General features: G+C 62.5%; 12 protein-coding genes and 1 tRNA gene. 2 read left to right on the top strand and 11 right to left on the bottom strand.

Annotation, left to right across the window (positions count from 1 at the left end; all coding sequences use genetic code 11):
* The 7 genes from flhB to CEJ45_RS02895 all read right to left on the bottom strand — a co-directional run bounded on the left by flhB (nucleotide 1) and on the right by CEJ45_RS02895 (nucleotide 7277).
* Complete coding sequence (gene flhB / locus CEJ45_RS02925) at nucleotides 1–1176, bottom strand: flagellar biosynthesis protein FlhB (RefSeq protein ID WP_088753734.1); 1176 nt, start codon at nucleotides 1174–1176, stop codon at nucleotides 1–3.
* 364 nt (nucleotides 1177–1540) lie between these two features.
* On the bottom strand, nucleotides 1541–2200 hold the full coding sequence (cheZ, locus tag CEJ45_RS02920; RefSeq protein WP_088753733.1) for a protein phosphatase CheZ: 660 nt from the start codon (nucleotides 2198–2200) through the stop codon (nucleotides 1541–1543).
* On the bottom strand, nucleotides 2193–2588 hold the full coding sequence (cheY, locus tag CEJ45_RS02915; RefSeq protein WP_006712751.1) for a chemotaxis response regulator CheY: 396 nt from the start codon (nucleotides 2586–2588) through the stop codon (nucleotides 2193–2195). Before cheY ends, cheZ begins: the two co-directional genes overlap by 8 nt.
* 175 nt (nucleotides 2589–2763) lie before the next feature.
* A complete protein-coding gene (locus CEJ45_RS02910) occupies nucleotides 2764–3840 on the bottom strand; it encodes a protein-glutamate methylesterase/protein-glutamine glutaminase (protein ID WP_088753732.1) in 1077 nt (358 codons plus the stop codon).
* Nucleotides 3841–3917: 77 nt separating this feature from the next.
* Nucleotides 3918–4523, bottom strand: a complete 606-nt coding sequence (gene cheD / locus CEJ45_RS02905) for a chemoreceptor glutamine deamidase CheD (protein WP_088753731.1) — start codon at nucleotides 4521–4523, stop codon at nucleotides 3918–3920.
* On the bottom strand, nucleotides 4520–5392 hold the full coding sequence (locus CEJ45_RS02900) for a CheR family methyltransferase (RefSeq protein ID WP_088753730.1): 873 nt from the start codon (nucleotides 5390–5392) through the stop codon (nucleotides 4520–4522). The genes cheD and CEJ45_RS02900 overlap by 4 nt, the downstream gene beginning before the upstream one ends.
* 208 nt (nucleotides 5393–5600) lie before the next feature.
* Nucleotides 5601–7277, bottom strand: a complete 1677-nt coding sequence (locus CEJ45_RS02895) for a methyl-accepting chemotaxis protein (protein WP_088753729.1) — start codon at nucleotides 7275–7277, stop codon at nucleotides 5601–5603.
* 247 nt (nucleotides 7278–7524) lie between these two features.
* Here CEJ45_RS02895 and CEJ45_RS02890 point away from each other — a divergent pair, with 247 nt between their 5' ends.
* Nucleotides 7525–7800 carry a metal/formaldehyde-sensitive transcriptional repressor gene (locus CEJ45_RS02890; RefSeq protein ID WP_088753728.1) on the top strand — a complete coding sequence of 92 codons (276 nt, stop codon included), beginning with the start codon at nucleotides 7525–7527 and terminating at the stop codon, nucleotides 7798–7800.
* A 16-nt stretch (nucleotides 7801–7816) separates the two neighbouring features.
* Nucleotides 7817–8797, top strand: coding sequence for a CDF family Co(II)/Ni(II) efflux transporter DmeF (dmeF, locus tag CEJ45_RS02885; RefSeq protein ID WP_088753727.1), 981 nt, complete (start codon nucleotides 7817–7819; stop codon nucleotides 8795–8797).
* Between the two features lie 79 nt (nucleotides 8798–8876).
* Here the strand turns inward: dmeF and CEJ45_RS02880 are convergent, their stop codons facing one another.
* From CEJ45_RS02880 to CEJ45_RS02865, 4 genes are all read right to left on the bottom strand, one after another.
* Complete coding sequence (locus CEJ45_RS02880; protein WP_034330072.1) at nucleotides 8877–9119, bottom strand: hypothetical protein; 243 nt, start codon at nucleotides 9117–9119, stop codon at nucleotides 8877–8879.
* Nucleotides 9120–9329: 210 nt separating this feature from the next.
* Nucleotides 9330–9406: transfer RNA gene (locus CEJ45_RS02875), tRNA-Pro, on the bottom strand.
* Between the two features lie 142 nt (nucleotides 9407–9548).
* Entirely contained in the window at nucleotides 9549–10475 is a 927-nt protein-coding gene (locus CEJ45_RS25075; protein WP_241517267.1) for a hypothetical protein, read from the bottom strand.
* Nucleotides 10476–10585: 110 nt separating this feature from the next.
* Entirely contained in the window at nucleotides 10586–10828 is a 243-nt protein-coding gene (locus CEJ45_RS02865) for a hypothetical protein (protein ID WP_088753726.1), read from the bottom strand.
* Nucleotides 10829–10953 lie beyond the last annotated feature (125 nt).

Here is a 10953-nt window from a genome sequence, read left to right as displayed (position 1 = left end):
TTACTGCCTGTTTCTATTCTTGGGGCCGCGGGGCTTCTTGGGCGCGGTGGCTGGGTCGAGGTCCTTGGGGACGTTCAGCTCAGTGGGTTCCACCGGACGGTTGCCGCCAAACTGGCCGAAGGTGCGCAACTGGAACACGTAAGCCAGCACTTCGGCCACTGCCGTGTAGAGCGCCTCGGGAATTTCGTCGCCGATCTCGGTATGGGCGTGCAGCGCACGCGCCAGCGGTGGTGCTTCCAGCAAAGGCACCTTGTGCTCGCGCGCCAGCTCGCGGATCTTGGCGGCGACGTCATCGGCCCCCTTGGCCACGACCTTGGGCGCGCCCATCTTGCCTTCGGTGTACTTCAGGGCGACCGCAAAGTGCGTCGGGTTGGTCACCACCACGTCGGCGGTCGGCACTTCGGCCATCATGCGGCGGCGGGCCATGGCGCGCTGCATCGCGCGGATCTTGCCCTTGATGTGCGGGTCGCCTTCGGATTCCTTATGTTCCTGCTTGACCTCTTCGCGCGTCATGCGCAGCTTGCGGCCGTAGTTCCAGATCTGGTAAGGCACGTCCAGCGCGGCGATCAGGATCAGTGCCGACACCATGGTGATGAAGCTGATCCACAGCAGTTGCGCCGAGTGCGCGCTGGCGGTCTTGAGCGACTCCACACCCAGGCCCATGACCGCATCCATCTGGCCCCGAATGGCGAGCCAGGCGACGGTGCCGACCAGGAGCGTCTTGAGGACGGCCTTGCCCAGCTCGACCAGGGAATTGATCGAAAACATGTTGGCAAAACCGCTGATGGGATTGAGCTTGCTGAACTTGGGCGCCAGCGAGCTGGTGTTGAAGAGCCAGCCGCCCAGCATGAGCGGTGCGGCCATGGCGGCCAGGGTCATCAGGAAAGCCAGCGGGATCATGGAAATGGCCACGTCCAGCATGTGGGCGCTGAGCATGTCGAACAGCAGCGCCGGATCAAAGGCGGCCGCCCGCTCGAAGGTCAGAGTCGCCACCAGGATGCGGTCCAGGCTGGTCACCACCGGGCCGCTGAAGAGCCAGACGCAGCTGCCGCCTACCAGCAGCATCAAGGTCGTGGCCAATTCGCGCGAACGCGGGACATCCCCCTGCTCACGGGCACGCTCAATGCGTTTGCCCGTGGCGGGTTCGGTCCGCTCCATATCGCTGTCTTCGGCCATCCGCCGTATCCCCCTGCTAAGCCGCTTTCCCCCCAGCGCTGGCGCTGGACGGATTTGTAGAACAATAGGCTAGGATTATTGGCGAGCAGGCGCCCTGAGCATCAGGGGAATAAGGGCGAAAAGGTCCCCCATTTCGGACTAGGCAAAAACCCAAGGGTCTGCCTGCGGCAAAACGCTGCGTATCGGAGCTGAGAGAGGTGAAGAAAGTCAAGCGGGACGGGCAGTTGCGCCGACTTGTGCAGGCGGGAAAGCGCTTCCGGCGTCGCGTAACAGCCACATCAAACGAAAACAAAACGCCCCGGACTTGCCTGATTGGCAAGTGCCGAAGCGTTTGTGTTGACCGGGAAATGCGGAGAACCCTGCCTCAGAAGCCCAGGCTCTCCAGCAGGTCGTCCACCTGGCCTTGGTTGGCGATGACATCCTTGCCGGCCGGATCGATCTGCGGGCCGTTGAGCAGGCCCGTATCCTCGCGCTTGGTCTCGGAGGGCGCGTAATCCACCAGCAACTGCACCAGTTGCGACTCCAGGTCATGGGCCAGCTTGGTCACGCGCTTGATGACCTGGCCGGTCAGGTCCTGGAAGTCCTGGGCCATCATGATGTCCAGCAGTTGCTGCTTGGTCACGCTGCTGTCTTCACTGGCCTGGGCCAGGAAGGCCGAGGTCTTGGCAGCCAGGGCGCGATAGTCGGCCTCGGCAAAGCTGCCGGCGGCGGCCGCATCCCATTGCGCCTTGAGCTCGCTGGCGCCTTCATTGATGCGCTCCTGCAGCGGGCTGGCCAGCTCGGTGGCATTGAGCACGCGCTGCGCGGCCTGCTCGGTCATGCGCGCCACGTATTCGAGGCGGTCACGCGCGTCGGGCATGTCGCTGGCGGCCTTCTCAAGCAGCCGGTCGAAGCCCAGGCCGCGCAAGCTGTCGTGCAGGTTGCGCGTCATGTGGCCGATACGGACCAGCACCTCGTCGTTGACGCCGGCGCCCTCGGCCGAAGGCGATCGAGCGGGATTGGCGGCGTTATCCACCTCAGCCACCTGCGGCCATCTTTTCGAAGATCTTGCCCAGCTTCTCATCCAGCGTCGCCGCGGTGAAAGGCTTGACCACGTAGCCATTGGCGCCGGCCTGGGCGGCTGCAACGATGTTTTCCTTCTTGGCTTCGGCCGTCACCATCAGCACGGGCAGCTTGGACAGTGCCGGATCCTTGCGGATTTCCTGCAGCATGGTCAGGCCATCCATGTTGGGCATGTTCCAGTCGGAGACGACGAAGTCGAACTGGTCGCTGCGCAGTTTCTGCAGCGCCTGCACACCGTCTTCAGCCTCGTCCACATTGGTATAGCCCAATTCCTTGAGCAGGTTGCGCACGATGCGGCGCATGGTCGAAAAGTCATCGACGACTAAGAATTTGGTATTGGGACCGGACATGCTAAGACTCCATCTGAACAATTGAATTCTTGGTTATCGGCAAGTGCCTGCGCTAACTTGAACCGAACCCTCTTATTTCCTCAGCACGGGCCACTGGCCCATGCTGCCTCTCATCTGCATCGCATTGTAGTGCAGCAAAACAAAATTGGCGGAACAATAAGCGCTGAAAAACGCTTCATACGCGCAATGCGCGGCTTCCGTGTTCCGCCAGCCACGCCAGAACCCTGCCAGGCATGGCCTGCAGCGACAACACTTCGTGGGCGGCGCCGATGGCGATGGCCTCGCGCGGCATGCCGAAGACCACGCACGACGCTTCATCCTGGGAAAAGTTGTAGGCACCGGCATTGCGCATTTCCAGCATGCCCTGTGCGCCATCCTTGCCCATCCCGGTCAGGATCACGCCCACCGCGTTCTTGCCGGCGCAGGTGGCGGCCGACTGGAACAGCACGTCCACCGAGGGACGATGGCGGTTCACCGGCGGCCCCTGGTCGAGCTGGGTCATGTAGTTGGCGCCGCTGCGCACCAGTTTCAGGTGCGAGTGGCCCGGCGCGATGTAGGCGTGGCCCGGCAGGACGCGTTCGTTGCCGGCCGATTCCACCACCGAGATCTTGCACAGGTTGTTGAGGCGCTGGGCGAAGGAGCGCGTAAAGCCTTCCGGCATGTGCTGGGTGATCAGGATGCCCGGGCAATCCGAGGGCATGCGGATCAGGAATTCCTTGATGGCTTCAGTACCGCCCGTGGAAGCTCCGATGATGATCAGTTTTTCACTACTGGTGAGCGGATTGCGGATCTGCGGCAGGGCCTCGCCGGGCGTGGCGGCCTGCTCGGCCGCGCGCGACGGGCGGGCGCGCACGCGCGCCTTGGCGGCGGCACGGATCTTGTCGGCGATCATGTCGGCATATTCCTGCATGCCGCTCTGGATCGAGATCTTGGGCTTGGTCACGAAATCGATCGCGCCCAGCTCCAGCGCCCGCAGGGTGATTTCGGAACCGCGTTCGGTCAGCGAGGACACCATCACCACCGGCATGGGACGCAGGCGCATCAGCTTTTCGAGGAAATCCAGGCCATCCATGCGCGGCATTTCCACGTCCAGCGTCAGCACGTCCGGGTTGGTCTGCTTGATCAGCTCGCGCGCAATGATCGGATCCGGCGCCACGCCGACCACTTCCATATCCGGCTGGCTGCCGATGATTTCGCGCATGACACTGCGGATCAGTGCCGAATCGTCGACGATAAGAACTTTAATTTTCATCACTCAATCACTCAATCACTCAAACTCAATGTTGCAGGTTGCCCCGGGATGCTGCGGGCGGCCTCCACCCTGCCTCATCAGAACAGGTCCACCTCGCCGCCGACCGGCTTGGTGACCAGCTTGCTGGCGTAGGCTTTTTCGCGGTTCACCAGGGTGTCGTTGTGCATCTGCTTCAGCTTCTTGACCAGCACCTTGCCGGTACGCGGGAAGAAGTACACCTTGCGCGGATAAATGTCGTTGAGGTCTTCGGCGACCACGCGGATGCCTTCGGCCTTCAGGTAGCGCCGCACGAATTCGGCATTGCGCTCGCCCACGTTGATGGCCGAGAAGCCGCGCAGCACGTTGCCGCCGCCAAACACCTTGGCTTCCAGGTTCTCGCGCCGCGCGCCGCTCTTGAGCACTTCGTTGATCAGCACTTCCATGGCATAGGTGCCATAGCGCGCCGACGCCGAAACGGGGCTGCCGTCGTCACCGCCGCCGTCGGGCAGCATGAAGTGATTCATGCCGCCGATACCGGAGACCCGGTCACGGATGCAGGCCGACACGCAGGAGCCCAGCACGGTGACGATCATCATGTCCTTGCTGGTGAAGTAGTACTCGCCCGGCAGGATCTTGGCCGCATCGCAATCGAAGGTACGGTCGTAGTAGAGATTGGTGGCAATCTGTTCCGAGGCGTGGCTCATGGCTTGGTCCTTGCGACACGCTGGTTGGCATTGAGCTCATAGACCGTCTTGCCTTTGAGCTTGAGTGCGTCGGAGACATACAGGAAGTTCTCCGAATGGCCGGCGAACAGCAAGGCATGGGGCTTCATCAATGGCACGAATCGGGACAGGATCTTGCTCTGGGTCGGTTTATCGAAATAGATCATCACGTTGCGGCAGAAGATCACGTCGAACTGGCCGCTGATGGGCCAGCCATCGGCCAGCAGGTTCAGCTGCTTGAAGGTGATCAGCTTGCGCAATTCGGGACGCACGCGCACGTAGCCTTCATGGCTACCCTTGCCGCGCAGGAAGAATTTCTTGACGCGCTCGGGCGACATCTTCTCGATGCGCTCCATGGGATAGACCCCATTGGCACCGGTGGCCAGCACGTTGGTATCGATGTCGGTGGCCACGATCTGCACCGGCGGCGTCATCGAGCCATAGGCCTCGCAGGCGCTCATGGCGATGGTGTAGGGTTCTTCCCCGGTGGACGCGGCCGAACACCAGATGGTGGCGGGCTCCTTCAAGGTCTTGAGGAAATCGACCAGGATCGGGAAATGGTGTGCTTCCCGGAAGAACGAGGTGAGGTTGGTGGTCAGCGCGTTGGTGAAGGCTTCCCACTCGTCGGAGTCATGGGTGCGCTCCAGCATGTCCAGATATTGCTGGAAGGAAGTGATGCCGGTAGCCCGCAGGCGCCGCGCCAGGCGGCTGTAAACCATTTCCTGCTTGCTGTCGGCCAGCGCGATGCCCGCCCGCTGGTAGATCAGGCCACGCACTCGCTCGAAATCGCGGCTGTTGAAATCGAACTCCTTGCCGGATGATTCGCCCTTGCCCGGTACCGTCGGCTTCACTGTCTTTCCTTCCCTGGCGCAGCGCATCGCGGCGCTGCTTGCTGTCTGTCGCCCGCCCCATCCGGACGGACATCCCCTTGGCGCATAATCTATCAGGCGCCAAGCGGGGTCAAGCGAATCAGCCTTGGAAATGAAACGGTTTTACCCCCCTATTGCGGCAAGTCAATCGAGGGCGGGCGTGCATAGGCTTCTCAATCCTTGGAAATCCTCACCGGCCGCGTGGGACGGGCCGCCCCGGCAAGCGCGCTGCGCCCGGCGCAGGCGCCCCGCTAGCCGTGCCCGTGGCGGCGGCAGGTGCCGCCTGTGCCGGCGCATGGCTGGACCGATAACCTACGCGGAAACCGCCCCAGTGCTTGCCGTTGACGTAGATCGGCACCGACAGGTCGTGCATCACTTCGCCGGTATCGCGTCGGTAGGTTTGCAGCAGGAAGGGCTTGGTATTGGCACCGCAGCGTTTGCCGGTGCGATCGCTGAAGATGCGTTTGGTGCGGTTGTTGACCAGGTCGGTGTCGTAATCGCCAGTCAGGGGCTGCGAGAACTTCTTGTTGTGGGTCGGAAAATAACCATTGTTGTCCACCGCCCCCGCATAGGCCAGTTGCGGCATGCTCGCCAGCAGTCCTTCCTGGATGGCCGGCAGCACCCGATCGGTGAAGCCGTCGAACTGGCTGGAATGCTTCTGCGGGGAGGTATTCGGGATGGGCTTGTAGCTGCGGTCGAACAGGGCCGCCTCGCTGATCTGGCCGGAGCGGATCGCTGCCTCGAACAGCTTGCCCACGGCCTGGGCCGCCTGGGTGGCGGCTACCCGGATATCGTCATGCCCGCTGCGCGCACCGCCATCGATGATGGCCTCGAAGACGGCCTCGGCGCGTTCCGAGAGCACCATGGCGGAGGCCGCCACGCGCGGCAGTTCACCGTCAGTTTGCAGCATGCCGTTGCGGATATCCGTGATCGCTTCGGCGATCTCCTGGGTGGTTTGCACGTGTTCGCGCGAGGCCACCGCGATTTCTTCGATCTGCTCCTGCGACTGGCTGGCGGAGCGTTCGATGCTGTTGAGCAGGCCGTGCACCTTCTCCACGTTCTGCGCCGCCTCCAGCACCCGGCTGCTCAGAGAATTCATGCCGTTGGCGGCGCGCTCGGCTTCTTCCGTAATGGCGCGCACCATCACGCCGATGTCGTCGGTCGCCTCCTTGGTGCGCTGGGCCAGCTGGCGCACCTCACCGGCGACCACCGCGAAGCCGCGCCCCTGCTCGCCCGCGCGCGCAGCCTCGATGGCGGCATTCAGGGCCAGCAGGTTGGTGCGGGCAGCGATCTCGCTGATGACTTCGGTGATGCCGTGGATGCGTCGCGATTTTTCCTGCAATTGCGCCATCATCGAGGAGGCCGACAGCGCATCCGTACGGGCCTGGCCGATCTGCTGCAGGCCACGGTCGACTTCCGAGCGCCCGCTGACGCTCTCAGTGCGTACTTCGGCAGCAATCGACGAGGCGCGCTCGGCATTGGCCGCGATCTGTTCGGTCGTGGCCGCGTTCTGCTCGGCACTGGCGGCGATGCGGTCGGCGGCCACCACGTCCTTGCTGATCTTGTTCTTGATGGTATCGACGAAGAAAGACGTTTCCGCCGCACCGATCATGATGTGATCAATCTCGCCGCTGATCTTGTCGACCAGTTGCCCATTCCCGGGTTGTGCGCGCCGCTGCGCCAAGGCAAAACCGACCAGGCCCAGCAAGACTGCGATAGCGCTGCTGCCGGGCACACTGAGCCACTGCTCTGCACCTGCAGCCTGCAAGGCCAGCGCCGTACCGCCACCGAGCACCAGGCCAGCCACCCAAGGCAATGCAGCCGTCCACGCCTGTGCGGATGCACCGGTCCCCGTGTTCTTCCCCATTCTCGTCTCCTCGCGGATTTTCCGCTTTTCTTCACCTGATCCATCACAGGTTTGATTGCGGACGAAACACGCCGCATTGTCCTGAGGCTATAGCGGCCAGCTTACGCGTAACTGAATGAACAAAGCTTCATACAGCCATATTGCCACAGCACAAGAGCCCCGGCGCCCTCACGGCGCGAGCCGCTTGCCAATTTGCGACACAAGGCAGCTATAATGCCCACCTACATAGGATAGGGGGGTATGGTATATGGCACACCTGACACAGGACACGGACGCCCTGCTCAAGCGCGTACGCCGCATCGGCGGCCAGGTACAGGCGCTGGAGCGCGCCTTGGAGGGCGAGGCCGAGTGCGCCAAGACCCTGCACCTGGCGGCGGCCATCCGGGGTGCCGTGCATGGGCTGATGGACGAATTGATCGAAGCGCACGCACGCGAACACGTGGCCCGCCCGGGGCTGACCGACGAGCAGCGCCAACAGGGACTGGCCGAAGTCCTGGAAGCGATCCGCCGTTATGCCAAGTGAAACTGAAGGAGTCTTCATGAACAATCCCGCCACCTACCGCCACGAACACCTTTACCTGGGTGCCAACCATGACCGCAACACACGCCGTACGCTGTGGGTGGTGGCGTTGACGGCCGTCATGATGGTGGCCGAGATTGCGGCCGGCTATTTCACGGGTTCGATGGCCCTGCTGGCCGATGGCTTCCATATGGCCACCCATACCGGCGCACTGGCCATTGCGGCCGGCGCCTACGTCTTTGCGCGCCGGCACGCGCATGACGGGCGCTTCAGCTTCGGTACCGGCAAGGTGGGCGATCTGGCCGGCTTTGCTTCGGCGCTGGTCCTGGCGGTGATTGCGATTGGCATCGGCGGCGAATCGCTGTGGCGCCTGGCCAGCCCGACGGCGGTGGACTTTGGGGAGGCAATACCGATTGCCGTTGTCGGGCTGATCGTCAACATCGCCAGCGCCCTGCTGCTGATGGAAGGACATCACGGGCATGGACATGCTCACGAAGGCGCGCACACGCATCATGGGCATGCGCAACATCACGACCATGGGCACGGCGACCACCAAGGCCATCATGGTCATCATCATGACGGCCATGACAACAACCTGCGTTCAGCCTACCTGCACGTAGTGGCCGACGCCCTCACCTCGGTGCTGGCCATCGCTGCCCTCCTGGCGGGCCTTTATCTGGGCTGGACCTGGCTGGACCCGGTCATGGGGGTGGTGGGTGCGGTAGTGATTGCGAACTGGTCCTACAGCCTGTTGCGCGCCAGTGCGGCGGTGCTGCTGGACGTGACCGACGCCCAAGTGGCGGCGCGCATCGAGCAGGCGCTGGAGGGCGAGCCGGTGCAGATCGAGGATCTGCACGTCTGGCGCATCGGTCCGGCTGCACGGGCGGCCATCGTCAGCGTATCGACGGGTGCTGCCATCACGGAAGCGCAATTGCGCGGGAAACTGGCTTCAGTCAATGAATTGCGCCACCTGACGCTGGAGTTGCGGCAGGCCGGGTGATTGCGCAGCGGATCGTATTTGAGAAAGTGAAGAAAAAGACAGCGGCCGCGGCCGCTGTCTTTACGTCTGCCGCCCTGCTTCAGCGCCAGCCGCGATGCCAGCCGTAGTGGGGATGGTGCCAACCCCAGCCGTAATAGGAGTGATACTCCCAGACCCAGCCCGGGCCGGGCGAGGCATAGGTGGGCTGAACGTAGACGACGCCCGGTGGAGCAACATAGGCCGGCTGCGCCACGTAGGCAGGCCGGACCGTGGGCGGGGTAACCACGCAGCCGCTCAGGCCAAAGGCGGCAGCCAGCGCCGGTATCAATAGTAGGGATTTCATGGACTTGCTCCTGATCTTGTTTGGCGGAATAGGCCGGCGCCGATCGCCGGTGCCACGTTTGCCGTGGTGATCAGATAACGAGCTCGATATGGTGGGAGTCGACGGGGAATTGTGTTTTTGTGTAACCCGCGCCCCCCATGCATCTAAAAAATTGCGCAATAAAGGCAAAAGGGCTTATGGAATGTTCCATAAGCCCTATGCTTTTTTCTTTGGTCGGGACGGTGTGATTCGAACACACGACCCCTTGCACCCCATGCAAGTACGCTACCAGGCTGCGCTACGCCCCGACTGAAGACAAAGATTATAGGCTGCCTATGTTATTAAATCAACTGTTTCTGCAAAACATTTTTAATCATTTGCGGAAGATGGCCATGAGTCCCGGAGCCGCCACCTCAGCCCTGCCGACACCTCGCGAGGCTGAAGCCTCCATCAGCGTCCGCCAAAAAATTCATTCATCAGGAAATTCTGCAGCCCCTTGGTATCTTCCAGCCGAGCTGACAAGGTAACCACCCTGCCCAGCTTTTGCGAATCGAAATTGAAATCGCCCTGATAGTAGCGGCGGATCAGCGCAATCATGCTGTTGACCACTGCCAGCTGCACATTGCCGCCGAACCCGGCATCCACTTCGATCAACTGGTTCTGGCTGCGGCGCTGGTCGGTGGTCCACCCGCGGAAACTGTATTGCGCCACGCGCGGACCCATGCTGATGATCTGGAAGACGCCGTTGGTGCCTCGCCCGCGCCGCTCCTGGAAAGCGATATTGGCCCGGGCGATGTCATTGGCCGAGGGATTTTCCGCAGCGCGTGCGGCGGCGTTTTCTTGCGCAGCTGCCTGCTCGGCCTCCTCGCGCTTCTGGCGATTGCGATTGAGCGATGCCATGAAATCTTCAGCAGGGGCAGCGGGCGCCGAGGCTGCCGCATTGCTGCTCGGGGCCTCGGTGACAGGCAAGGGCGTGCGTTGTGGAACGGACTGCCGCGCCGTGGGCGCACTGTGCCGAGGCGCAGGCTTTGCCACAGGCTTCTTCTGGACCGGCTCGGGCTTTTTCGGCTCAGGCAGGGGCTTCGGAGGCTCCGGCTGAGCCACCGGCGCAGCCGGACGAATGAAACTGACCTGCAGGGGTGCATCCGGGCGGCCGGGAGACTGCAGCGTGGGCGGCGTTTCATTCAGCTTGGCACGCACGAACATGAACAACACCGCATGCACCAATACGGACGAGGCAATTCCCAACGCCGTCCGGCGCCGAGAGCGGGAAATGACATCTGTTCGGGTCGACGAAACGATAAAACTCATACGGTGTGAAGACAGCGGCGAATTGACGGCCTGCGATTCATGCCGCCGCGCCCCGGGCGCGGGCACCTCATGCGCCCCTCCCGCTCCTGCCCTGCTTGCCTATCCACAAAGGCGCCATTTTAGCCGGTTTTGGCATGCGCACGGACTCTGCCGTGCTCAACTCTTGCACCGCGCAATCAACGCCACCGGCGGTGACCACCCCATCCGCTGCTGTATCCGAAATAGAACGATGAAGAGGGATAGCTGTAGGCCGGATAAGAAGGATAGGCCGGGTAGGCATAATAAGGCGAATACACCGGCTGGGCCGGATAGACCGCCGCGCCATTGTAGGGGCTGGCAGGCACAGCCACACATCCGCCCAACAGCAACGTGGCAGGCAGTACGGTCAACAACAGAACGGAACGCAGGTCAGGTTTCATGAGGGACTCCTCCGGCGCAACAACGCCAACATGACACTATCCCCTGCTCCCGGCGCGCCATCCAATCCCCTTACTATTTGTTACGCGCTTCATTCAGCTTGTGCCGCAACTGATTCAATCTTCAC

Source organism: Herbaspirillum aquaticum (genome assembly GCF_002213425.1).
Taxonomy (GTDB): domain Bacteria; phylum Pseudomonadota; class Gammaproteobacteria; order Burkholderiales; family Burkholderiaceae_D; genus Herbaspirillum; species Herbaspirillum aquaticum.
This window is presented reverse-complemented; position numbering and strand designations above follow the sequence as displayed.

What these genes read in the sequence shown, in the direction of transcription:
- flhB (WP_088753734.1), bottom strand. Translation starts at nt 1,176, where the DNA reads ATGGCCGAAGACAGCGATATGGAGCGGACCGAACCCGCCACGGGCAAA.
- cheY (WP_006712751.1), bottom strand. Translation starts at nt 2,588, where the DNA reads ATGTCCGGTCCCAATACCAAATTCTTAGTCGTCGATGACTTTTCGACC.
- CEJ45_RS02910 (WP_088753732.1), bottom strand. Translation starts at nt 3,840, where the DNA reads ATGAAAATTAAAGTTCTTATCGTCGACGATTCGGCACTGATCCGCAGT.
- cheD (WP_088753731.1), bottom strand. Translation starts at nt 4,523, where the DNA reads ATGAGCCACGCCTCGGAACAGATTGCCACCAATCTCTACTACGACCGT.
- CEJ45_RS02895 (WP_088753729.1), bottom strand. Translation starts at nt 7,277, where the DNA reads ATGGGGAAGAACACGGGGACCGGTGCATCCGCACAGGCGTGGACGGCT.
- CEJ45_RS02890 (WP_088753728.1), top strand. Translation starts at nt 7,525, where the DNA reads ATGGCACACCTGACACAGGACACGGACGCCCTGCTCAAGCGCGTACGC.
- dmeF (WP_088753727.1), top strand. Translation starts at nt 7,817, where the DNA reads ATGAACAATCCCGCCACCTACCGCCACGAACACCTTTACCTGGGTGCC.
- CEJ45_RS02880 (WP_034330072.1), bottom strand. Translation starts at nt 9,119, where the DNA reads ATGAAATCCCTACTATTGATACCGGCGCTGGCTGCCGCCTTTGGCCTG.
- CEJ45_RS02865 (WP_088753726.1), bottom strand. Translation starts at nt 10,828, where the DNA reads ATGAAACCTGACCTGCGTTCCGTTCTGTTGTTGACCGTACTGCCTGCC.